The sequence below is a fragment of the Scandinavium sp. genome (assembly GCF_051650185.1).
GTDB lineage: Bacteria > Pseudomonadota > Gammaproteobacteria > Enterobacterales > Enterobacteriaceae > Scandinavium.
This window is the reverse complement of the sequence record NZ_JBOFIN010000058.1, coordinates 1-24,636: the sequence shown is the minus strand read 5'-3', so window position 1 is coordinate 24,636 and position 24,636 is coordinate 1. Positions and strand designations below refer to the sequence as shown.

Genomic DNA, 24,636 nt, shown 5'->3' with positions numbered 1-24,636 from the left:
TAATGGATGAAACCGTATCGAATCGCTGCGCTGTCGCTCGCGTTGCTCACCGCCGTGTCGCTAAGTGGTTGTGATGATAAGGACGCGCCGCAGGCCGCAAAACCTGCTGCATCCACGTCGGACACCCCGTCTAAAGTGTCTTCCGCTAAGCCTGATGCCGCCGCGCTCGCAAAGCTCGCCGCTCAAAGTCAGGGCAAAGCACTTACCTTGATTGATGCGTCTGAAGTGCAGCTTGACGGTGCCGCGACGCTGGTTCTGACTTTCTCCATTCCTCTCGACCCGGCACAGGATTTTTCCAGCCGGGTGCATCTGGTCGATAAGAAAAGCGGCAAAGTGGATGGTGCCTGGGAACTGGCCCCGAATCTTAAAGAATTGCGCATGCGCCACCTTGAGCCGAAGCGCAATCTGGTGCTGACCGTTGATCCTGATCTGGTGGCGGTGAACAAAGCCAGCTTTGATAAGACTTACGAAAAAGCCATCGAAACGCGTGATATCGCGCCAAGCGTCGGTTTCGCCAGCCGTGGCTCGCTGCTGCCGGGCAAAGTGGTGGTCGGGCTGCCGGTGATGGCGCTCAACGTCAATAACGTCGACGTTAACTTCTTCCGTATCAAACCTGAATCATTGGCTGCTTTCGTCAGCCAGTGGGAATACCGCAGCTCGCTCAGCAACTGGGAATCCGATGAGCTGCTGAAAATGGCCGATCTGGTGTACACCGGTCGTTTTGACCTGAATCCTGAACGCAATACCCGCGAAAAACTCCTGCTGCCCTTAAGCGACATCAAGCCGTTGCAACAGGCGGGGGTGTATGTGGCGGTGATGAATCAGGCCGGGCATTACACCTACAGCAATGCCGCCACGCTCTTTACTCTGAGCGATATTGGCGTGTCCGCACACCGTTATCATAACCGCCTCGATATCTTCACCCAGAGTCTGGAAAACGGCGCGGCGCAAAGCGGCATCGACGTGCAGCTGCTGAATGACAAAGGCCAGACGCTGGCTCAGGCCAACAGCGATGGTAAAGGCCATGCCACCTTGCAAACTGACAAGGAAGCGGCGCTGCTGCTGGCGCGCAAAGACGGGCAAACCACGCTGCTGGATTTGAAGCTCCCGGCGCTGGATCTGTCGGAATTTGATATCGCCGGTGCGCCGGGGTACAGCAAGCAGTTCTTTATGTTCGGCCCGCGCGATCTCTATCGCCCTGGCGAAACGGTGATTGTGAACGGGCTGCTGCGCGACAGCGACGGTAAACCGCTGGCGGATCAGCCCGTGAAGCTGGAAGTGGTTCAGCCTGACGGGCAGGTGGTTCGCACCGTGATGAGCAAAGCGGTGAATGGCCTGTATCAGTTTAACTGGAAGCTGGATGCCAGCGCCGCGACGGGAATGTGGCACGTCCGCGCCAGTGCCGGAGATAACCAGAAACGCGAGTGGGATTTCCACGTCGAAGATTTCATGCCCGAGCGCATGGCCTTAAACCTGACACCTGAAAAAGCGCCAGTCGACTCGTCGGACGAAGTGAAATTCGGCGTAACGGGCTACTACCTGTATGGCGTGCCAGCGAACGGCAATGCCTTGCAGGGCAAGCTTTTCCTGCGCCCGCTGCGTGAAGCAGTGGCTGCGCTGCCGGGCTACCAGTTTGGTGATATCGCCGAAGAAAACCTCTCCCGCACGCTCGATGAAGTGCAGATGAAGCTGGATGATAAGGGGCGCGGTGAAGTCACGACGGAAAGCCAGTGGCAGGAAACGCACTCACCTTTACAGGTTATCTTACAAGCAAGCCTGCTTGAGTCCGGTGGCCGTCCGGTGACCCGTCGTGCTGAACAGGCCATCTGGCCTGCTGAAGCGCTGCCGGGGATCCGCCCTGAATTTGCCAGCAAAGCGGTGTATGACTATCGCACTGACAGCACCACCAGTCAGCCGATTGTTGATGAAGACAGCAATGCGGCTTTCGACATTGTTTACGCCAACGCTCAGGGCGAGAAAAAAGCTGTCTCTGGCTTGCAGGTTCGCCTGATCCGCGAACGCCGCGACTACTCGTGGAACTGGTCTGACAGTGAAGGCTGGCAGTCACAGTACGATCAAAAGGATCTGGTGGAAGGTGAGCAAACGCTGGAGTTGAAAGCTGATGAGACGGGGAAAGTCAGCTTCCCGGTAGAGTGGGGCTCATACCGTCTGGAAGTGAAAGCGCCGGACGAAACCGTCAGCAGCGTTCGCTTCTGGGCGGGCTACAGCTGGCAGGATAACAGCGACGGCACTGGTGCGGCGCGTCCTGATCGTGTGACCATGAAGCTCGACAAACCGGCTTACACCGCAGGTGACACCATCAAACTGCATATCTCGGCACCTGCCGCAGGGAAAGGCTATGCGATGGTGGAATCCAGTGAAGGCCCGCTGTGGTGGCAGGAAATTGACGTGCCTGAACAGGGCATGGATCTTTCGATTCCGGTCGTTCAGAAGTGGAACCGTCACGACCTCTATCTCAGCACGCTGGTGATTCGCCCTGGCGATAAATCAAAATCCGCCACGCCAAAACGCGCTGTTGGCTTACTGCATCTGCCGCTGGGGGATGAAAACCGCCGCCTGAATGTGGCCCTCGATACGCCGCAGAAGATGCGTCCGAATCAGCCATTGACGGTGAAAATCAAAGCCAGCGTGAAAGACGGCGCTTTGCCAAAACAGGTGAACGTGCTGGTCTCTGCGGTGGACAGCGGCGTGCTGAATATTACGGATTATGCGACGCCCGATCCGTGGAATGCCTTCTTCGGGCAGAAGCGCTATGGCGCGGATATCTATGATATTTACGGCCAGGTGATTGAAGGTCAGGGCCGTCTTGCCAGCCTGAAATTTGGGGGGGATGGTGATGAACTGAAACGTGGCGGCAAACCGCCGGTCAATCACGTCACCATCGTTGCCCAGCAGGCTCAGCCTGTCACGCTGGATGACAAAGGTGAAGGAACGGTCACGCTGCCGATTGGTGATTTCAACGGTGAGCTGCGCGTGATGGCGCAGGCCTGGACCGCAGAGGATTTCGGCAGCAGCGACAGCAAAGTGGTTGTCGCCGCGCCAGTGATTGCGGAACTCAACACGCCACGCTTCATGGCGGGTGGCGACAACAGCCGTCTGACGCTGGATGTCACTAACCTGACGGACCAGCCGCAGACGCTGAATGTCCAGTTGACGGCCAGCGGGTTGTTGCAGCTGCAGGGCGCTCAGCCGCAGCCGATAAAGCTTGAGCCCGGCGCTCGCATGACGCTGTTTATTCCTGTCAGTGCGAATGACGGGTTCGGTGAAGGTGCCGTTCAGGCGATCGTCACCGGCCTGGCGCTACCGGGTGAAACCTTCGCGCCATTGCAGAAAGAGTGGAAAATTGGTGTACGTCCTGCCTTCCCGGCGCAAACGGTGAACACGGGCATTGCCCTTCAGCCGGGTGAAAGCTGGACGGCTCCAGCGGTGCATGTTGAAGGATTCTCCCCGGCCACGCTCGAAGGGCAACTGCTGTTCAGCGGCAAGCCGCCACTGAATCTGGGTCGCTATATCCGCGAACTGAAAGCTTATCCTTACGGTTGTCTGGAGCAAACGACCAGCGGCCTGTTCCCGCAGCTTTATACCAATGCGGAACAGCTCAAAGCGCTGGGTATTGCCGGAGACAGCGACGATAAACGTCGTGCCGCGGTTGATATCGGTATCTCTCGCCTGCTGCAAATGCAGCGTGACGACGGCGGTTTTGCGCTGTGGGATAAGGAAGGCGCGGAAGAGTACTGGCTGACTGCGTATGTGATGGATTTCCTCACTCGCGCCAGCGAACAAGGCTACAGCGTCCCTGCGGATGCGATCACCAAAGGCAACAACCGTCTGCTGCGTTATCTGCAGGAGCCGGGCCTGATGACCATTCGCTACACCGACGATGCGCAGGCGAGCCGCTTCGCGGTGCAGTCTTATGCGGCACTGGTGCTGGCGCGTCAGCAAAAAGCACCATTGGGTGCACTGCGCGAAATCTGGGAGCGTAATGCTCAGGCCAAAGCAGGCCTGCCGTTAGTGCAACTGGGTCTGGCGTTGAAAGCGATGGGCGATGCGCCACGCGGCGAGCTGGCTATCCAGCAAGGGCTCAAAACCCCAAGACAGGATAACACTCGCTGGATGGCGGATTATGGCAGCGTGCTGCGCGACAATGCGCTGATGCTGAGCCTGCTGGAAGAGAACAAGCTGCTGCCAGAGGCACAGAGCACGCTGCTCAACACGTTGTCTCAACAGGCGTTCGGCGAGCGCTGGTTGTCGACTCAGGAAATGAACGCGCTGTTCCTTGCGGCGAAAGGATTGCAGGACTTGCCGGGCAACTGGCAGGCACAAACGTCGCTGCAGCCGGAAGCCCTGAGCGGTGATAAAGCGCAGTCGCGTAACCTGACTGCCGATCAGCTGACTTCGCTCAACGTGAAGAACACCGGGACTCAGCCGTTGTGGCTGCGTCTGGACAGCAGCGGTTACCCGGAATATGCGCCACAGCCCTCCAGCAATGTGTTGCAGATTGAACGTCAGTTCCTCGGCACGGACGGTCAGTTGAAGTCGCTCTCTTCCCTGCGTAGCGGCGATCTGGTGCTGGTGCATCTGCAAATCAAAGCCAACCAGAATGTGCCGGATGCGCTGGTGGTTGACCTGCTGCCTGCCGGGCTGGAGCTGGAAAACCAGAATCTGGCCAACAGCAGTGCCAGCCTGCAGGACAACGGGGCGGAAGTGCAGAATTTGCTGAACCAGATGCAGCAGGCAGATATCCAGCATATCGAATTCCGCGACGACCGGTTTGTCGCGGCGGTGGCGGTGAATCAGGGGCAGCCTGTGACGTTGGTTTATCTTGCCCGTGCCGTTACGCCGGGTACGTATGATGTTCCGGTGTCGCAGGTGGAATCGATGTACGTTCCACAATGGCGGGCCACCGGAACAACAGACGGGCCGCTGATTATCGTTCCGTAAGATGCGATTAACCCTGCGCAAAAAATCCCGCTGGCTGTGGCTGGCGGGATTTTTCATTTCACTGTGCCTGGCCGTCTGGCTGGCAGACAGAATATGGCCGTTGCCGTTGAAAGAAGTCACGCCTGCAAGAGTGGTGGTGGCGGAAGACGGTACGCCGCTGTGGCGCTTCGCTGACGCGGAAGGGATCTGGCGCTATCCCGTCACGATCGAGGATGTCTCGCCACGCTATTTGCAGGCGTTGATCCAGTATGAAGACCGCTGGTTCTGGGATCATCCGGGCGTGAATCCTTTCTCAGTGCTGCGAGCCGCATGGCAGGATCTTCGTGCAGGACGAGTCATCTCTGGCGGAAGCACCCTCACGATGCAGGTCGCTCGTCTGCTCGATCCTCATTCCCGGACTTTAGGGGGCAAAATCCGCCAGCTCTGGCGTGCCTTCCAGCTTGAGTGGCATCTCGATAAACGTCAGATCCTGACGCTGTACCTTAATCGCGCCCCTTTTGGCGGCACGCTTCAGGGCATTGGTGCCGCAAGCTGGGCCTATCTTGGAAAACCCCCGCAGCAGCTGAGTTATTCTGAAGCCGCGTTGCTCGCTGTACTTCCACAAGCGCCAAGTCGTTTGCGCCCTGATCGCTGGCCTGAACGTGCTCAGGCGGCGCGTGACAAAGTTCTGCAACGCATGCTCACGCAAAAGGTGTGGTCCGCTCAGGTGGTGAAGGAGGCTCGCCAGGAGCCTGTCTGGCTGTTCCCACGGCAAATGCCCCAACTGGCACCGCTTTTTTCCCGACGCGTGCTTGCCAGCAGCCGCAATGAAAAAGTCGTCACCACGCTGGATGCGTCATTGCAGCGTCAGCTGGAAGAACTGGCGCTCAACTGGAAATCACGTTTACCGCCACACAGCTCGCTGGCGATGATCGTCGTCGATCATACCAACATGAAAGTGCGCGGCTGGGTGGGATCGGTCGATATCAATGACGACAGTCGTTTCGGGCATGTTGATATGGTGAGCGCCATTCGTTCACCGGGATCGGTCCTGAAACCGTTTATCTACGGCCTGGCCATGGATGACGGACTTATTCATCCGGCCTCTTTGCTTCAGGATGTGCCGAGGCGTTTTAGTGATTACCGTCCGGGGAATTTTGACAGCGGCTTCCACGGGCCTGTCAGCATGAGCGATGCGCTGGTGCGCTCGCTGAACCTGCCTGCCGTACAAGTGCTGGAGGCTTATGGGCCAAAGCAATTCGCAGCCCGGCTACGTAACGCTGGCCTGCCTCTCATTTTACCCAACGGCGCGGAGCCAAACCTTTCGCTGATCCTGGGCGGTGCTGGGGCGAGACTGGCTGATATTACCGCCGCCTACAGCGCCTTCGCCCGTCATGGGCAGGCCGGAAGATTGCGCATGTTAGAGGGCGATCCGCTGACTGAACGCCCGCTGCTTTCACCGGGATCGGCGTGGATCATCCGTCGCATTCTGGCCGGAGAGGATCAGCCGCTGCCGGATGGCTCTTTGCCGTCGATCGTTCCTCTGGCCTGGAAAACGGGCACCAGTTATGGCTATCGCGATGCGTGGGCGATGGGGATCAATGCTCGCTATGTGATTGGGATCTGGACCGGTCGTCCGGACGGAACGCCTGTTGTCGGGCAATTTGGTTTTATCAGCGCCGTGCCGCTGCTTAACCAGGTCAGCAATATGCTGCTTTCACGCAGTGCTTCGGTCAAAAATGGCCTGCCCGTCGATCCTCGTCCGGCTTCGGTGAGTGCGGGCACTGTTTGCTGGCCGGGTGGGCAATCGCTTGATGCCGGAGACACCAACTGCCGTCGCCGGTTATCCACCTGGTTGCTGGACAACAGCCAGCCGCCGACGCTGCTGTTGCCGGGGCAAGAAGGTCTGCGAGGGATTCGTTTCCCCGTCTGGCTGAATAAGCAAGGCGAACGCGTGGCGGCAGACTGCCCGGGTGCACAGCAACTAAATCTGGATGTCTGGCCGTTACCGCTGGAACCATGGCTACCAGCAGGGGAGCGTCGTGCGGCGCGTTTACCTGTGGCGTCTGAAACCTGCCCGCCACTGCATCAGCAGGATTTGATCCCACTGACGCTATCGGGTGTGCGTGATGGCATGGTGATCAAGCGCCTTCCTGGGGCAAAGCAAGCTTCGCTGGCATTGCAAACAAGCGGGGGAGAAGGGCGGCGCTGGTGGTATCTCAACGGTGAGCCACTGGAGTCGGCAGGGAATACGGCCACGCTGTTGCTTGATCATGCCGGGGAGTATCAGCTGGTGGTAATGGACGAGGCGGGACAAACGGCGACGGCGAGCTTTAGTCTGCAATAAGAGGATTCTTGCGCTTGGGTTGTGAGTGTTGCTCAAAGTCGTCTTATTTTAAAAAAATGTTACCTTAAGCCATAGGCAGCAGGATTATTGCTCATTATAATGCGCGCCAGGTCATACGTCCGTATGCACAACAACACAATATTTTAGAGGTTATCATGGCTATTGAACGTACTTTTTCCATCATTAAGCCGAACGCGGTGGCAAAAAACGTTATTGGCAGCATCTTTGCGCGCTTTGAAGCAGCAGGGTTCAAGATTGTCGGTACCAAAATGCTGCATCTGACCGTTGAGCAGGCTCGTGGCTTCTACGCTGAACACGACGGCAAGCCATTCTTCGACGGTCTGGTTGAGTTCATGACGTCTGGCCCAATCGTGGTGTCTGTTCTGGAAAGCGAAAATGCTGTGCAGCGTCACCGTGACCTGCTGGGCGCAACCAACCCGGCGAACGCGCTGGCTGGCACCCTGCGTGCAGATTACGCTGACAGCTTCACTGAGAACGGCACCCACGGTTCTGACTCCGTTGAGTCTGCAAAACGCGAAATCGCCTACTTCTTCGGTGAAGGCGAAGTGTGCGCTCGCACCCGTTAATCGGGTATTACACTTTATTTCGCTGATGTCGCGTGCAAACGTGGCATCCGTGCGCCAGAATTTGTACAATGTCACGCCCCCGGACGAGCAGATAGCTCACCGGGGCGTTTCTTTTTCAACCCTCCAGGGGCCATAACGTGTAACAACGAGGCCGGAAAACATTATGTCTGATTTAGTTAACACCACTGAAGTCGTCACGCCTGCCATTCCTGAAAAAAACGGAAAAATTAACCTGCTGGATTTAAACCGTCAGCAGATGCGTGAGTTTTTCCAAAACTTAGGCGAGAAACCTTTCCGCGCCGATCAGGTGATGAAGTGGTTGTATCACTACTGCTGCGACGACTTTGATGAGATGACTGACATCAACAAAGTCCTGCGCACCAAACTCAAAGAACTGGCTGAAATCCGCGCTCCGGAAGTGGTGGAAGAGCAGCGTTCTTCTGACGGCACCATCAAATGGGCGATTGCCGTAGGCGATCAGCGCGTTGAAACCGTATACATCCCGGAAGACGATCGCGCCACGCTGTGCGTCTCTTCTCAGGTGGGTTGTGCGCTGGAGTGTAAATTCTGCTCCACGGCGCAGCAGGGCTTTAACCGTAACCTGCGCGTTTCAGAAATCATTGGCCAGGTCTGGCGTGCCGCGAAAATTATCGGCGCGCAGAAGAAGACGGGTGTGCGCCCAATCACCAACGTGGTGATGATGGGCATGGGAGAGCCGCTGCTCAACCTGACCAACGTTGTGCCTGCGATGGAAATCATGCTCGATGATTTCGGATTCGGTCTGTCCAAGCGCCGCGTAACCCTTTCTACTTCAGGCGTGGTTCCTGCGCTGGATAAACTGGGTGACATGATTGACGTCGCGCTGGCCATTTCCCTGCACGCGCCGAACGATGAAATTCGTGACGAAATCGTCCCGATTAATAAGAAGTACAATATCGAAACGTTCCTCGCCGCGGTTCGCCGTTATCTGGAAAAATCAAACGCCAATCAGGGCCGTGTCACCATTGAGTACGTCATGCTTGATCACGTCAACGATGGCACCGAGCACGCTCACCAGTTGGCTGAGCTGCTGAAAGACACGCCTTGTAAGATAAACCTTATTCCGTGGAACCCGTTCCCGGGCGCGCCGTATGGTCGCAGTTCGAACAGCCGAATCGACCGTTTTTCCAAGGTGCTGATGGGCTACGGTTTCACCACTATCGTGCGTAAAACGCGTGGCGATGATATCGATGCCGCGTGTGGTCAGCTGGCAGGCGATGTTATCGATCGTACCAAGCGTACGATGCGCAAACGCATGCAGGGTGAACCGATCGACGTTAAAGCGGTCTGATAAACAGTCTCTGACGCACGTTTTTGTGCGCAGGGACTAAAATGTTTAAGGAATAACCGAAACGCACTGATCCGGTTAATAATTACGGTGCGTTTCTGCCAGGATTGAGGCAGTATGTAGCGGGGCAACAACAGGGTAGCCATACGTTTTATACTGTCTGTCTGATGACGGGCAATCAGATGTTTCGCGGTGCAGGTTCACCTCGCACCAGAACCTTAAATTTACGTACCAGCAGCTGTAGCGAATGAATACTGAAGCCACTCAAGATCAACAAGCAGCACAAACTACGGGTACGCGTCTGCGTAATGCCCGTGAACAACTCGGACTCAGCCAGCAAGCTGTTGCCGAACGCTTATGCCTGAAGGTTTCCACCGTGCGTGACATTGAGGACGACAAGGCTCCTGCCGAGCTCGCTTCAACGTTCCTGCGAGGCTATATCCGTTCCTACGCCCGTCTTGTCCATATTCCTGAAGAAGAACTTTTGCCGATGATGGCAAAAGAGATGCCAGCGCGGGCCGCGAAAGTGACCATGGGGCAGAATATGTCTCTGGGCAAACGTCGCAAAAAACGTGACGGCTGGTTAATGAGCTTCACCTGGCTGGTGCTGTTTGTGGTGATTGGCCTGACGGGCGCATGGTGGTGGCAGAACCACAAGGCGCAGCAGGAAGAGATCACCACCATGGCCGATCAATCCAGCGCTGAGCTGAATGCGAACGACAACAATAGCGGCCAAAATGTGCCGCTGGATACCAGCGGTACGCAAACTCAGGCTCCCGATGCGACGGCTGATAATGCTCAGACGGCTGCACCAGAAACCGCAGCGCCTGCCGCAACAGCACAGAACAACGCTCCAGCGGCTGCGCCTGACGCTCAAAACAATGCCGTTGTTTCGCCTTCTCAGGCAAACGTCGACAACACGGCAACGGCGAATACCGCTGCTCCAGCCGCAAACCCTGCCGCTCCGCTGCCGACCGATCAGGCTGGCGTAACGCCAACGGCTGACGCTAACGCGCTGGTGATGAATTTTAACGCTGACTGCTGGCTGGAAGTGACCGACTCTACGGGCAAAAAACTGTTCAGCGGTTTGCAACGTAAAGACGGTACGCTCAATTTAGCCGGTCAGGCTCCGTACAAACTCAAAATTGGCGCACCTGCAGCGGTTCAGATCCAGTTCCAGGGTAAGCCGGTTGATCTGAGCCGCTTTATCAGAACAAACCAGGTTGCACGTTTGACCCTTAATGCCGAACAATCGCCGGCTCAGGCTCAGTAACAAACGCGCACCGCGGGAGATTTTTCATGCATAACCAGGCTCCAATTCAACGTAGAAAATCAACACGTATTTACGTTGGGAACGTGCCTGTTGGCGATGGGGCTCCTATCGCCGTACAGTCCATGACCAACACGCGTACCACTGATGTGGAAGCCACGGTCAACCAGATCAAGGCGCTTGAACGCGTCGGTGCTGATATCGTTCGTGTTTCCGTTCCCACGATGGACGCGGCGGAAGCCTTCAAGCTCATCAAGCAGCAGGTAAATGTTCCGCTGGTTGCTGATATCCACTTTGACTACCGCATTGCGTTGAAAGTGGCTGAATACGGCGTTGACTGTTTGCGTATCAACCCGGGCAATATCGGCAACGAAGAACGTATTCGCATGGTTGTCGACTGTGCACGTGACAAAAATATTCCTATCCGTATCGGCGTGAACGCCGGATCGCTCGAAAAAGATCTGCAGGAAAAGTATGGTGAGCCAACGCCTCAGGCGCTGCTCGAATCGGCCATGCGTCATGTGGATCATCTTGATCGTCTGAACTTCGATCAGTTCAAAGTCAGCGTGAAAGCCTCTGATGTGTTCCTCGCGGTGGAATCTTACCGCCTGCTGGCGAAGCAAATCGATCAGCCTTTGCACCTGGGGATCACCGAAGCGGGTGGTGCTCGTGCTGGCGCTGTGAAATCGGCGATCGGCTTGGGTTTACTGCTGTCAGAAGGGATCGGCGATACGCTGCGTATCTCGTTGGCGGCAGATCCTGTTGAAGAGATCAAAGTCGGCTTCGACATTCTCAAGTCGCTACGTATCCGCGCGCGCGGGATCAATTTCATTGCCTGCCCAACCTGTTCACGTCAGGAATTTGACGTGATCGGTACGGTTAACGCACTGGAGCAGCGCCTGGAAGACATTATCACGCCAATGGATGTGTCCATTATCGGTTGTGTTGTGAACGGGCCTGGCGAAGCACTGGTTTCCACACTCGGCGTGACCGGCGGCAATAAGAAAAGCGGCCTGTACGAAGACGGCGTGCGTAAAGATCGTCTGGATAACGACGATATGATTAGCCAGCTTGAAGCACGTATTCGTGCCAAAGCCAGCATCCTCGACGAAGCTCGTCGCATTGACGTTCAGCAGATCGAAGCAAAATAACGTATTGGGAAGCCGCGCGCTTCCCGTGTATGATTGAACCCGCAGACGCACCGGCGTCAGGGTTCATTTTTGTATCTATAAAGAGAAAAAACGTGGCAAAAAACATTCAAGCCATTCGCGGCATGAACGATTACCTGCCGGGCGATACCGCTCTTTGGCAGCGCATTGAAGGCACACTGAAACAGGTGCTCGGCAGCTACGGTTACAGCGAAATCCGTTTGCCGATTGTAGAGCAGACCCCGTTATTCAAGCGCGCTATCGGTGAAGTCACCGACGTGGTTGAAAAAGAGATGTATACCTTTGAGGACCGTAATGGCGACAGCCTGACCCTGCGTCCTGAAGGCACTGCGGGCTGTGTACGCGCCGGCATCGAACATGGTCTTCTGTACAATCAGGAACAGCGTCTGTGGTACATCGGTCCGATGTTCCGCCACGAGCGTCCACAGAAAGGGCGTTACCGCCAATTCCATCAGTTGGGTTGTGAAGTGTTTGGCCTGCAAGGCCCGGACATTGACGCCGAGCTGATCATGCTGACGGCCCGCTGGTGGCGTGCGCTGGGCATTTCTGAGCATGTTAGCCTGGAGCTGAACTCCATTGGTTCTCTGGAAGCGCGTGCGAGCTATCGCGATGCGCTGGTCGCTTATCTTGAGCAGTTCAAAGACAAGCTCGACGAAGACTGTAAACGTCGCATGTATACCAACCCGCTGCGTGTGCTGGATTCCAAGAATCCGGACGTGCAGGCGTTGCTGGATAACGCGCCAGCGCTTGGCGATTATCTTGACGAAGAGTCTCGCGAACACTTTGCCGGCCTCTGTGCCTTGCTGGATGCGGCAGGCATCGCCTATACCGTGAATCAGCGTCTGGTTCGTGGCCTCGACTACTACAACCGCACTGTGTTTGAGTGGGTAACCAGCAGCCTTGGTTCTCAGGGCACTGTTTGTGCCGGTGGTCGCTATGACGGTCTGGTTGAGCAATTAGGCGGGCGTGCAACGCCGGCTGTCGGCTTTGCGATGGGTCTTGAGCGATTAGTTTTGCTGGTTCAGGCTGTTAATCCGGAATTTAAAGCCGATCCTGTTGTCGATATATACCTGGTCGCTTCTGGTGCCGATACTCAGTCAGCCGCGCTGCGTCTGGCGGAAGCGGTACGCGATGAGCTGCCTGGCATCAAGCTGATGACCAACCATGGTGGTGGTAACTTCAAGAAGCAGTTTGCCCGTGCTGATAAATGGGGCGCTCGCGTCGCACTGGTACTGGGCGAATCTGAAGTGGCAGACCGCAATGTGGTGGTGAAAGATTTGCGCTCTGGTGAGCAGACGACTGTAACGCAGGACAGCGTTGCCGCGCATTTGCGCACATTGCTGGGTTAATCGCCCGGGAAAATTATTCAGGAGAAGAACTGCGTGGAAGTCTACAGTAACGAAAACGAACAGGTCGACGCCATTAAGAATTTCTTTGCTGAGAATGGCAAAGCGCTGGCGGTAGGCGTGATTCTGGGGATTGGGGCGCTGGTTGGCTGGCGCTACTGGAACTCGCATCAGGAAAATACCTCCCGTGAGTCTTCACAGGCCTATGAAAATGCCGTGGCGGCGGTGAAGGCGAATAAGCCAGAAACGTTTGCTGCTGCGGAAAAATTCGCGGCAAGCGAGAAGAACACCTACGGGGCATTTGCCGGGCTCGAACTGGCACAGCAGTTTGTTGATGCTAACCAGTTGGACAAAGCAGAAAAGCAGTTGCAGCTTGGCTTAGCCGCTGCTTCTGACGATAACCTGAAATCCGTTATCAACATGCGTCTGGCCCGTGTACAGCTGCAGATGAAACAGCCTGATGCCGCTTTAAAAACCCTCGAAGGCATTAAAGGGGAAGGTTGGGCTGCCATCGTCGCGGATTTACGCGGTGAGATTCTGTTAAGCAAAGGCGATAAGCAGGGGGCTCGCGCCGCCTGGGAAGCTGGCGTGAAAAGTAATGCTTCACCTGCGCTCAGCGAAATGATGCGCATGAAAATGAATAATTTGTCCATCTGAGAGGGACTCGATGCAATTGCGTAAATTACTTTTGCCAGGACTGCTGTCTGTTACGTTATTGAGCGGTTGTTCACTGTTTAGCGGCGAAGAAGACGTGGTCAAAATGTCCCCGCTGCCAACGGTTGAAAACCAGTTTACGCCGTCTACCTCCTGGAGCACGTCCGTGGGTAGCGGTATTGGTGATTTCTACTCTAACCTGCATCCGGCGATTGCCGATGGCAACGTATACGCGGCAGACCGTAAAGGTACCGTGAAGGCAGTTAACGCCAATGACGGGAAAGAAGTCTGGTCTGTGAACCTGGCTGAAAAAGATGGCTGGTTTTCTCGTGCACCTGCGCTGCTTTCTGGCGGTGTTACCGTTGCCGGTGGCCACGTGTATGTCGGATCTGAAAAAGCTCAGGTTTATGCTCTGAACAGCAGCGACGGTAGCGTTGCCTGGCAAACTCGCGTTGCCGGCGAAGCCCTGTCTCGCCCGGTTGTCAGCGATGGCATGGTGCTGATTCACACCAGCAACGGTCAGTTGCAGGCGCTGAATGAAAGCGACGGCGCGATTAAGTGGACGGTTAACCTCGATATGCCTGCGCTCTCTCTGCGTGGCGAATCAGCACCGGCTACGGCCTTTGGTGCGGCGATTGTCGGGGGGGATAACGGTCGCGTTAACGCCGTGCTGATGCAACAAGGTCAGCTGATTTGGCAGCAACGTATTTCTCAGGCCACCGGCCCAACCGAAATCGATCGTCTTAGCGATGTCGACACCACGCCGGTTATCGTAGATGGCGTTGTTTATGCGCTGGCCTACAACGGCAACCTGACGGCGCTAGATCTGCGCAGCGGCCAGATCATGTGGAAACGTGAACTGGGTTCGGTGAACGATTTTGTTGTTGAAGGCAACCGCATCTATCTGGTCGATCAGAATGACCGTGTGCTGGCACTCAGCACTGACGGTGGCGTAACGCTCTGGACGCAAAGCGATCTGCTGCACCGCCTGCTGACCGCTCCGGTGTTGTATAATGGAAGTCTGGTCGTTGGTGATAGCGAAGGCTACATGCACTGGCTGGATCCGCAGGACGGACACTTTGTCGCTCAGCAAAAAGTAGACAGCTCTGGTTTCCTGACCGAGCCCGTACAGGCTGACGGTCAACTGGTTATCCAGGCGAAAGACGGCACGCTGTACGCTATTACGCGCTAAGTCTTTTTGCGGTTTGCATTGCAAGACGGCTCCTGTTTGAAGCAGGGGCCGTTTTACTGTTTTTAGAATTAATGAGGCATTTAACATGGTACCTGTGGTCGCGCTTGTCGGGCGCCCTAACGTTGGAAAATCCACGCTGTTCAACCGCCTGACGCGTACACGAGATGCGCTGGTCGCGGATTTCCCGGGTCTGACTCGTGACCGTAAGTACGGTCGTGCTGAAGTGGAAGGCCGCGAGTTTATCTGTATCGATACCGGCGGTATCGACGGCACCGAAGAAGGTGTGGAAACCCGCATGGCGGAACAGTCCCTGTTGGCGATTGAAGAAGCGGATGTCGTGCTGTTTATGGTTGATGCCCGTGCAGGCCTGATGCCTGCAGACGTGGCGATTGCCAAACACCTGCGCTCACGTGAAAAGCCGACTTTCCTGGTGGCAAACAAAACCGACGGCATCGATCCGGATCAGGCGATGGCCGATTTCTGGTCGCTCGGCTTAGGCAATATTCACCCGATCGCTGCTTCACACGGCCGTGGTGTCACCAGCCTGATTGAAGAAGCCTTGCTGCCGTTTATGGAAGAAATTGCGCCAGCGGAAGAAGTGGACGAAGACGCTGAATACTGGGCGAAGTTCGAAGCCGAGCAGAATGGCGAAGAAGTGGAAGAGCCGGAAGACGATTTCGACCCGCGCAGCCTGCCTATTAAATTGGCTATCGTTGGCCGCCCGAACGTGGGTAAGTCAACGCTAACAAACCGTATCCTTGGTGAAGACCGCGTCGTCGTTTACGACATGCCGGGCACCACTCGCGACAGCATCTACATCCCGATGGAGCGCGACGAACGTGAATACGTTCTGATCGACACCGCCGGGGTGCGTAAGCGCGGTAAAATCACGGATACCGTTGAGAAATTCTCCGTTATCAAAACGCTGCAGGCGATTGAAGACGCCAACGTGGTGATGCTGGTTATCGATGCCCGCGAAGGCATTTCCGATCAGGATCTCTCGCTGTTGGGCTTTATCCTCAATAGTGGGCGCTCACTGGTTATCGTGGTCAACAAGTGGGATGGCCTGAGCAACGAAGTGCGTGAGCAGGTCAAAGAAACCCTCGACTTCCGTCTGGGCTTTATCGACTTTGCGCGTGTGCACTTTATCTCCGCATTGCACGGCAGTGGCGTGGGTAATCTGTTTGAATCCGTTCGCGAAGCTTACGACAGCTCAACCAAACGTCAGAGCACCGCGATGCTGACCCGCATCATGAATATGGCAGCCGACGATCACCAGCCACCGCTGGTCCGTGGCCGTCGTGTGAAGCTGAAGTATGCGCATGCTGGCGGTTACAACCCGCCGATTGTGGTGATTCACGGCAACCAGGTGAAAGACCTGCCGGACTCCTACAAACGCTATCTGATGAACTACTTCCGTAAATCACTGGACGTGATGGGCACGCCTATCCGCATTCAGTTCAAGGAAGGCGAAAACCCGTTTGCCAATAAGCGCAACACGCTGACGCCAAACCAGATGCGTAAACGTAAACGCCTGATTAAGCACATCAAGAAAAGCAAATAACGCGACATCGCGAGTTGCCGCGTTCTGCCCAAGCCCGCATTGATGCGGGCTTTTTCATTCGCCTTTCTCACACATTATTGCGGTTTGTATTAGTCCTGATAATGTCAATCACTATCCCTTTTGTGCCAACATAAAATCTAAGAAAATAGACAAACGTCGAGTTTTCATCTTAAAGTCCCTGGCCGCTCATCAGATAAAGCTGGCGTCAGGTTACGAAATGGTTAAATAATACTTCGCCGATTGTCAATGAACGGCCGGATAAATAACTGGCTGACGGGCAAATCGGTGCTTGCAAACGCGACAACATCTTTAGTTGGGAGAGTTTATGTATTCCTCTGGTAGTAAAAACGAAAGCCGAACGTTCTTCGGTCATCCTTATCCGCTCGGTTCACTGTTTTTCACGGAAATGTGGGAGCGGTTCTCGTTCTATGGCATTCGTCCTTTACTGATCCTGTTTATGGCGGCGACCGTCTATGACGGCGGCATGGGGCTGGCGCGTGAAAACGCTTCTGCTATCGTCGGCATTTTCGCTGGCAGCATGTATCTGGCTGCGTTGCCAGGTGGATGGCTGGCCGATAACTGGTTAGGGCAACAAAAAGCGGTCTGGTACGGTTCCATCCTGATTGCGCTTGGTCACCTGTCGATTGCTCTGTCCGCCATGATGGGCGACAGCCTGTTCTTTATCGGCCTGATGTTTATCGTGCTCGGCTCTGGCCTGTTCAAGACCTGTATTTCGGTCATGGTGGGCACTCTGTATAAAAAGGGTGATGCACGCCGTGACGGCGGTTTCTCGCTGTTTTATATGGGCATCAACATGGGGTCGTTCATCGCACCGTTGATTTCCGGCTGGCTGATTAAAACCCACGGCTGGCACTGGGGCTTTGGTATCGGCGGTATCGGGATGCTGGTGGCGCTGGTTATCTTCCGCGTGTTTGCCGTTCCGTCGATGAAACGCTACGACAGCGAGGTGGGTCTGGATTCCACCTGGAACAGCCCAGTAGTGAAGAAAAACGGCGTGGGCGGCTGGCTGCTGGCACTGGCCGCTGGTGTGGCAATTATTGTCGCACTGATCTCGATGGGCGTGATTGTCATCAACCCTGTCGCCGTTGCCAGTACGCTGGTTTATGTGATTGCGGCGTCGGTCGCGCTGTACTTTATTTATCTGTTTGCGTTTGCAGGCCTGACCCGAAAAGAGCGCGCCAGATTACTGGTCTGCTTTATCCTGCTGGTGTCTGCGGCATTCTTCTGGTCGGCATTCGAACAAAAGCCGACCTCCTTTAACCTGTTTGCCAACGACTACACCAACCGCATGATCGGTAATTTTGAGATCCCGGCGGTCTGGTTCCAGTCCATCAACGCCCTGTTTATTATTCTGCTGGCGCCTTTATTCAGCTGGGCATGGCCGATGCTGGCGCGTAAAAATGTGCGCCCGAGCAGTATTACCAAGTTTGTTATCGGCATTTTGTTTGCGGCCGCGGGCTTTGGCCTGATGATGCTTGCCGCAAAGGACGTGCTGAGCAACGGCGGTGCGGGCGTATCTCCGATGTGGCTGGTGGGCAGCATTCTGATGCTGACGCTGGGTGAGCTGTGTCTGAGCCCGATAGGGCTTGCGACCATGACGCTGCTGGCACCGGAAAGAATGCGCGGCCAGATGATGGGCCTTTGGTTCTGTGCGAGCGCACTGGGCAACCTGGCAGCAGGTCTGATTGGCGGGCACGTAAAAGCGGATCAGCTGGATATGCTGCCTGATCTCTTTGCCCGCTGCTCAATCGCCCTGCTGATTTGCGCAGCGGTGCTGATCATCCTCATTGTGCCGGTGCGCAGGATGCTCGAAAACGTTCAGACTAAGCCTGAGCAAAAACCTGTAACCAACGCCTGAGTGTCATTTTGACTTGCCGGGGGTAGGATAGGCCCCCGGTAATCAAATGAACGAGGTGAAAGATGCACGCAGGATTTATTGGTCTTGGTGCTGTCGTGGAGACAGCGTATTTACCCGCACTACGCCGCCTCTTTGATTCTTCCTTACGCTGTTCAGGGTTTGATATTCAGCCTGAACGACAACCCCACGGCGTCAACCGCAGCGTTTCTCTCGCCGCACTTCTTGCCGAGCCTCTTGATACGCTGTTTATCACCACCTCCTCACTCTGGCATTTGCCCGTGCTAGAGCAGGCGCTTCAGTCAGATATTCCACGCATTGTGGTAGAGAAACCCGTTGCCGCGAGCCTCGCACAGCTTGAGCATCTTCAGGCACTGCTGGCCTTGCCTGAAAATCGTGACCGTGTACTGGCGCTGGATCACTGGATGGCGCGCGACGGCGTCACGCAGTTGATCCGCGGCAAGCTGGAGAACGACTGGCAACCGGAAGCTGGCGCTTCAGCCCTGAATCCATTTGCGGCCTCTCTTGCCGATATCGTAAAAATCGAGGGTTTCCTGCTGGAGCCAAGCGGTTTTAACGAGCAGGGCGAACCGATAGCGCTGAATTTTGCCACCGGCGAACCGGATACCCGCACGCTACGTCACCCGGACGGCGTGATTGTGGATATCGGTACTCACGTGCTGGCGATGATGCATGAAACGCTTGCGGCGGCAGGCGCGAACAATCAGTTAGTGCTTACTCTGACAGAGGCCAGTGACAGGCTGGGCAAGCCGATTGCTCAAGGCGACCTCATCACAGCGGAAGGGCGCGCGCACTTGCAAGGTGAGATCAGCGGCGTTCCTTTTGATATCTGGCTGAATAAATACGCCGGGCCGTCTGGCGGTCAAAAGGGTATTCGCCTGACTCTGCGAGACGGCACGGTGTTGAGTCAGGATCGCAGCGCCACCGGAGAAGTGCTGGAATTAGCCAAAGGCGAAACGTTACAACGCTGGACACTGAGCGGCCCGGTTTATGAACGCTGTCTGCAACGCATGATTTTGGGGGAGAACAGCCTGTTTCGTCGCGCGCCGCAGCAGATAAGCCAGTTCACGCAGCGTCGTATCGCAGAAGTGACCGCTTTACTGCAATTACAGCAGCAACTGCGCGGTCCGCATTGAGGGCTGTGATAAAATAGCCCGATGATATCAGCCTGACTTTGGAGTTAACGATGGAACTGACTTGCCCGGTTTGCCATGGCCCGCTGGAACAGCAGGGCGATAAGGCGCATTGCGCGAAGTGCTCGCAGGATTTCACGCTGACCGCGCTCTGCCCGGACTGCCACAAGCCACTGGAAGTGTTAAAAGCCTGCGGAGCGGTGGACTATTTCTGTCAGAACGGACACGGACTGATTTCGAAAAAACGCGTGGAATTTGTGGTCGCGACGCAATAAATAATGCCCGGTGGCGCTGCGCTGACCGGGCCTACAGAACCCGCGTAGATCGGGCAAACAACGTGCCGCCCGGCAGCGTGTTTATGCTTTACGGGCGCGAGTTTTTTTCACCGGCGTGATTTTGGTGACTTCGCTTTCCACCACGCCGTCTGCCAGACGCGTCGTCAGCGTTTCTCCCGCCTTCAGCTCTTTGGCCTGTTTTACCAGCTTGCCATCGGCGGCGGTGGTTACGCTGTAGCCACGAGCCAGCGTCGAGAGCGGGCTAACGGCTTCCAGATGCGTCACGGCATTGCCGAAACGTTCACGTGTGCTGCCAAGTTGGGCGCGAATCGCCTGCGACAAACGATATTCCAGTTGCTGAATACGAGTCTGCGCACGATGAATACGTGGCTGTGGGTTTTGATTATTCAGTCGCTGCGTCATGCACTGCTGGCGCTGAGTGGCCTTTTTCAGCTGATTATCCAGCGCGAAGTTCATGCGTTGGCGCAGTCTGTCGAGCACGGTTTGCTGACGCGCCAGCCGAAGCTGCGGATGCTGCTGTTGCAAACGATGATGCAGCAAGCTGAAACGACGGTTACGATTGGCAAGGAAATAGTCCATCGCCATTTCCAGCCGCTGTTGTGCTGACTGCACCTGACGCAGCAGCTCCAGCTGATTACGGCTGACAATCTCAGCCGCCGCAGAAGGGGTGGGGGCACGTAAATCTGCCACGAAATCTGCAATAGTGACGTCTGTTTCATGACCGACTGCGCTCACCACCGGAATGCGGCTGGCGAAAATCGCCCGGGCGACTCGCTCGTCGTTAAAGCTCCACAAATCTTCCAGCGAGCCGCCGCCGCGACCCACAATCAACACATCACACTCTTCACGCAGATTCGCCAGTTCGATGGCACGAACAATTTGCGCTGGCGCATCCTCGCCCTGAACGGCCGTGGGGTAAATCACCACAGGCAGCGACGGATCGCGGCGCTTAAGGACATGCAGAACATCGTGCAGCGCGGCACCGGTTTTCGAGGTGATCACGCCCACGCAATGCGCGGGTGAGGGAAGTGGCTGCTTGAATTGCTGATCGAACAGGCCTTCCGCAGAAAGCTGCGTTTTCAGCTGCTCGTATTTCTGCTGAAGTAAACCTTCCCCGGCTGGCTGCATGCTCTCGACGATGATCTGATAATCGCCGCGCGGTTCATACAGTGTGATATTGGCGCGAACCAGAACCTGCTGGCCGTGCTGAGGACGAAACGTTACCCGGCGATTGCTGTTGCGGAACATTGCACAGCGCACCTGGGCGTTATCGTCTTTCAGGGTGAAATACCAGTGACCGGAGGAGGGCTGGGAAAAGTTGGAGATTTCGCCGCTGATCCACACCTGGCCCATTTCCTGCTCAAGCAGCAGTCGTACCGTCTGATTCAGGCGGCTGACGGTAAAAATTGCGGGGGATTGAGAGGGTAACATGTGAGCGAGATCAAATTCTAAATCAGCAGGTTATTCAGTCGATAGTAACCTGCTCAGAGGTAATCGCAAGGATTAATTGCAAAAAAGTGTGGATGCAACCGATTACGCTCTGTATAATGCCACGGCAATATTTATTAACCACCCAGGTAGAGATATTGCCCATGCTACGTATCGCCAAAGAAGCACTGACGTTTGACGACGTCCTCCTCGTTCCCGCTCATTCCACTGTTCTGCCGAATACTGCTGATCTCAGCACCCAACTGACTAAATCTATTCGTCTGAATATTCCTATGCTCTCCGCAGCCATGGATACCGTGACTGAAGCACGCCTGGCCATTGCCCTGGCGCAGGAAGGCGGCATCGGCTTTATTCACAAAAACATGTCTATTGAGCGTCAGGCGGAAGAAGTTAGCCGCGTGAAAAAATATGAGTCTGGCGTGGTAACCGACCCGCAAACCGTTCTGCCAACCACAACCCTGGCTGAAATGAAAGAGCTGACCGCTCGCAACGGTTTCGCAGGCTACCCGGTGGTAACCGAAAACAACGAGCTGGTGGGCATCATTACCGGCCGCGACGTGCGTTTCGTCACCGACCTGAACCAGCCAGTTACCGTCTACATGACTCCGAAAGAGCGTCTGGTGACCGTACGCGAAGGCGAAGCGCGTGAAGTCGTGTTTGCGAAAATGCATGAAAAGCGCGTTGAAAAAGCGCTGGTGGTGGATGACAGCTTCCATCTGATCGGCATGATCACCGTAAAAGATTTCCAGAAAGCAGAGCGTAAACCTAACGCCTGTAAAGATGAGCAGGGTCGTCTGCGCGTTGGCGCGGCCGTTGGCGCAGGTGCCGGTAACGAAGAGCGCGTAGATGCGCTGGTTGCCGCTGGCGTTGACGTTCTGCTGATCGACTCCTCTCACGGTCACTCCGAAGGCGTTCTGCAACGTATTCGTGAAACCCGTGCTAAATACCCGAACCTGCAAATCATCGGTGGTAACGTAGCGACTGGCGCAGGTGCTCGTGCTCTGGCTGACGCTGGCGTAAGCGCCGTGAAAGTCGGTATCGGCCCTGGTTCTATCTGTACCACTCGTATCGTAACTGGCGTAGGTGTTCCTCAGATCACCGCCGTTTCTGACGCAGTTGAAGCGCTGGAAGGCACAGGCATTCCTGTTATCGCCGATGGCGGTATTCGTTTCTCCGGTGATATCGCGAAAGCGATTGCTGCGGGTGCAGCAGCGGTGATGGTGGGCTCCATGCTGGCCGGTACTGAAGAATCCCCGGGTGAAATCGAACTTTACCAGGGCCGTTCTTACAAATCTTACCGCGGTATGGGATCTCTGGGCGCAATGTCCAAAGGTTCATCTGACCGTTACTTCCAGAGCGATAACGCAGCTGACAAACTGGTTCCGGAAGGGATCGAAGGTCGCGTGGCGTACAAAGGTCGCCTGAAAGAGATCATTCACCAGCAGATGGGCGGCCTGCGCTCCTGCATGGGCCTGACCGGCTGTGGTACTATCGATGCGCTGCGCACGCAGGCTGAGTTCGTCCGCATCAGCGGCGCGGGCATTCAGGAAAGCCACGTACACGACGTGACGATCACCAAAGAGTCCCCGAACTACCGCATGGGTTCTTGATTATTTCCGCGCCCGGCTTAATGCCGGGCGCTTTGATTTTGTTTCACTTGCCCTGGAATTACCGTCAATGACCGACAATATTCATAAGCATCGCATTCTTATCCTCGATTTTGGTTCTCAGTACACCCAACTGGTTGCGCGCCGCGTGCGTGAACTGGGCGTTTACTGCGAGCTGTGGGCCTGGGACGTTACCGAAGCTCAGATTCGTGAGTTCAACCCGAGCGGCATCATCCTCTCCGGCGGCCCGGAAAGCACCACTGAAGCAGGCAGCCCGCGCGCGCCGGAATACGTGTTCCAGGCTGGCGTGCCGGTGTTTGGCGTTTGCTACGGCATGCAGACCATGGCTATGCAGTTAGGCGGCCACGTTGAAGGTTCTAACGAACGTGAGTTCGGCTACGCACAGGTTGAAGTGCAGACTGACAGCGCCCTGGTTCGCGGCATCGAAGATTCCCTGACCGCAGAAGGTAAAGCGCTGCTGGACGTGTGGATGAGCCACGGCGATAAAGTGACTGCTATTCCGGCTGACTTCGTCACCGTTGCCAGCACTGAGAGCTGTCCGTTCGCCATTATGGCTAACGAAGAAAAACGCTTCTATGGCGTGCAGTTCCACCCGGAAGTGACCCACACCCGTCAGGGTCTGCGCATGCTCGAGCGCTTCGTCATTGATATCTGCCAGTGTGAAGCGCTGTGGACGCCAGCCAAAATCATCGACGACGCCGTTGAGCGTATTCGCCAGCAGGTGGGCGACGATAAAGTGATCCTCGGCCTCTCTGGCGGCGTGGATTCTTCCGTTACCGCGATGCTGCTGCACCGCGCTATCGGCAAAAACCTGACCTGCGTGTTCGTGGATAACGGCCTGCTGCGTCTCAATGAAGCCCAGCAAGTTATGGACATGTTCGGCGACCACTTTGGTCTGAACATCGTTCACGTGGAAGGCGAAAAACGCTTCCTCGACGCGCTGGCGGGTGAGAATGACCCGGAAGCGAAACGTAAAATTATCGGCCGCGTGTTCGTCGAAGTGTTCGATGAAGAAGCACTGAAGCTGGAAGACGTGAAGTGGCTGGCGCAGGGGACTATCTATCCTGACGTTATCGAATCTGCCGCTTCCGCGACCGGTAAAGCACACGTCATCAAATCTCACCACAACGTGGGCGGCCTGCCGAAAGAGATGAAGATGGGTCTGGTTGAACCGCTGCGTGAGCTGTTCAAAGATGAAGTGCGTAAAATTGGCCTGGAACTGGGCCTGCCGTACGACATGCTTTATCGCCACCCGTTCCCGGGCCCGGGCCTCGGTGTGCGTGTGCTGGGCGAAGTGAAGAAAGAGTACTGCGACCTGCTGCGCCGCGCTGACGCTATCTTCATCGAAGAACTGCACAAAGCTGATCTGTACAACAAAGTGAGCCAGGCGTTCACCGTGTTCCTGCCAGTACGTTCTGTGGGCGTGATGGGCGATGGCCGTAAATACGATTGGGTGGTTTCCCTGCGTGCCGTCGAAACCATCGACTTCATGACCGCGCACTGGGCGCATCTGCCGTATGATTTCCTCGGTCGCGTGTCCAACCGCATCATCAATGAAGTGAACGGCATTTCCCGCGTGGTGTACGATATCAGCGGTAAGCCACCTGCTACCATTGAGTGGGAATGATGTCCACATGAGACATGCCGGGTGGCGCTGACGCTTACCCGGCCTACAAAATCAAAACCTCTGCTCATCAGTAATGCCGATCAGTTAAGGATCAGTTGACCGATCCAGTGGCTGTGTAAGAATCCGGAAACGCTCACTCGTTTCCGGATTTTTTTATGCTCATTGGACAGGCACTTGATTTGGTATCCCGTTACGATTCTCTGCGTAAC

At 55.8% G+C, this 24,636-nt stretch carries 16 protein-coding genes; 15 read left to right on the top strand and 1 reads right to left on the bottom strand.

What is annotated here, in order from left to right; translation table 11 throughout:
- The first annotated feature begins 6 nt into the window (after window positions 1-6).
- The 13 genes from ACRCWW_RS06960 to ACRCWW_RS06900 all read left to right on the top strand — a co-directional run bounded on the left by ACRCWW_RS06960 (window position 7) and on the right by ACRCWW_RS06900 (window position 19,702).
- On the top strand, window positions 7-4,962 hold the full coding sequence (locus tag ACRCWW_RS06960) for an alpha-2-macroglobulin family protein (RefSeq protein ID WP_438681755.1): 4,956 nt from the start codon (window positions 7-9) through the stop codon (window positions 4,960-4,962).
- Between the two features lies 1 nt (window position 4,963).
- A complete protein-coding gene (gene pbpC, locus ACRCWW_RS06955) occupies window positions 4,964-7,288 on the top strand; it encodes a peptidoglycan glycosyltransferase PbpC (RefSeq protein WP_438681754.1) in 2,325 nt (774 codons plus the stop codon).
- Between the two features lie 155 nt (window positions 7,289-7,443).
- Window positions 7,444-7,875 carry a nucleoside-diphosphate kinase gene (gene ndk / locus ACRCWW_RS06950; RefSeq protein ID WP_438681753.1) on the top strand — a complete coding sequence of 144 codons (432 nt, stop codon included), beginning with the start codon at window positions 7,444-7,446 and terminating at the stop codon, window positions 7,873-7,875.
- Window positions 7,876-8,038: 163 nt separating this feature from the next.
- Window positions 8,039-9,205: a bifunctional tRNA (adenosine(37)-C2)-methyltransferase TrmG/ribosomal RNA large subunit methyltransferase RlmN gene (locus ACRCWW_RS06945; protein ID WP_438681752.1), complete on the top strand. Its 1,167-nt coding sequence runs from the start codon at window positions 8,039-8,041 to the stop codon at window positions 9,203-9,205.
- A gap of 244 nt (window positions 9,206-9,449) precedes the next feature.
- A complete protein-coding gene (gene rodZ, locus ACRCWW_RS06940) occupies window positions 9,450-10,475 on the top strand; it encodes a cytoskeleton protein RodZ (RefSeq protein WP_438681751.1) in 1,026 nt (341 codons plus the stop codon).
- 26 nt (window positions 10,476-10,501) lie between these two features.
- Window positions 10,502-11,623, top strand: a complete 1,122-nt coding sequence (gene ispG, locus ACRCWW_RS06935; protein ID WP_438681750.1) for a flavodoxin-dependent (E)-4-hydroxy-3-methylbut-2-enyl-diphosphate synthase — start codon at window positions 10,502-10,504, stop codon at window positions 11,621-11,623.
- Between the two features lie 92 nt (window positions 11,624-11,715).
- Window positions 11,716-12,990: a histidine--tRNA ligase gene (gene hisS, locus ACRCWW_RS06930; RefSeq protein WP_438681749.1), complete on the top strand. Its 1,275-nt coding sequence runs from the start codon at window positions 11,716-11,718 to the stop codon at window positions 12,988-12,990.
- A gap of 33 nt (window positions 12,991-13,023) precedes the next feature.
- Window positions 13,024-13,644 carry a YfgM family protein gene (locus ACRCWW_RS06925; protein WP_438681748.1) on the top strand — a complete coding sequence of 207 codons (621 nt, stop codon included), beginning with the start codon at window positions 13,024-13,026 and terminating at the stop codon, window positions 13,642-13,644.
- Between the two features lie 10 nt (window positions 13,645-13,654).
- Complete coding sequence (bamB, locus tag ACRCWW_RS06920; RefSeq protein ID WP_438681747.1) at window positions 13,655-14,833, top strand: outer membrane protein assembly factor BamB; 1,179 nt, start codon at window positions 13,655-13,657, stop codon at window positions 14,831-14,833.
- 85 nt (window positions 14,834-14,918) lie between these two features.
- Window positions 14,919-16,397, top strand: coding sequence for a ribosome biogenesis GTPase Der (gene der, locus ACRCWW_RS06915; protein WP_438681746.1), 1,479 nt, complete (start codon window positions 14,919-14,921; stop codon window positions 16,395-16,397).
- Between the two features lie 325 nt (window positions 16,398-16,722).
- Window positions 16,723-18,276, top strand: coding sequence for a peptide MFS transporter (locus ACRCWW_RS06910; protein WP_438681745.1), 1,554 nt, complete (start codon window positions 16,723-16,725; stop codon window positions 18,274-18,276).
- Between the two features lie 62 nt (window positions 18,277-18,338).
- On the top strand, window positions 18,339-19,430 hold the full coding sequence (locus ACRCWW_RS06905) for a Gfo/Idh/MocA family oxidoreductase (protein ID WP_438681744.1): 1,092 nt from the start codon (window positions 18,339-18,341) through the stop codon (window positions 19,428-19,430).
- Window positions 19,431-19,480: 50 nt separating this feature from the next.
- Window positions 19,481-19,702 carry a zinc ribbon domain-containing protein gene (locus tag ACRCWW_RS06900; protein ID WP_438681743.1) on the top strand — a complete coding sequence of 74 codons (222 nt, stop codon included), beginning with the start codon at window positions 19,481-19,483 and terminating at the stop codon, window positions 19,700-19,702.
- An 81-nt stretch (window positions 19,703-19,783) separates the two neighbouring features.
- Here the strand turns inward: ACRCWW_RS06900 and xseA are convergent, their stop codons facing one another.
- Entirely contained in the window at window positions 19,784-21,154 is a 1,371-nt protein-coding gene (gene xseA, locus ACRCWW_RS06895; protein ID WP_438681742.1) for an exodeoxyribonuclease VII large subunit, read from the bottom strand.
- Between the two features lie 161 nt (window positions 21,155-21,315).
- Here xseA and guaB point away from each other — a divergent pair, with 161 nt between their 5' ends.
- Together guaB and guaA are read left to right on the top strand one after the other, a co-directional pair.
- Window positions 21,316-22,782, top strand: coding sequence for an IMP dehydrogenase (gene guaB, locus ACRCWW_RS06890; protein ID WP_404658424.1), 1,467 nt, complete (start codon window positions 21,316-21,318; stop codon window positions 22,780-22,782).
- A 67-nt stretch (window positions 22,783-22,849) separates the two neighbouring features.
- Entirely contained in the window at window positions 22,850-24,427 is a 1,578-nt protein-coding gene (gene guaA, locus ACRCWW_RS06885) for a glutamine-hydrolyzing GMP synthase (protein WP_438681741.1), read from the top strand.
- The last annotated feature ends 209 nt before the right edge of the window (window positions 24,428-24,636 follow it).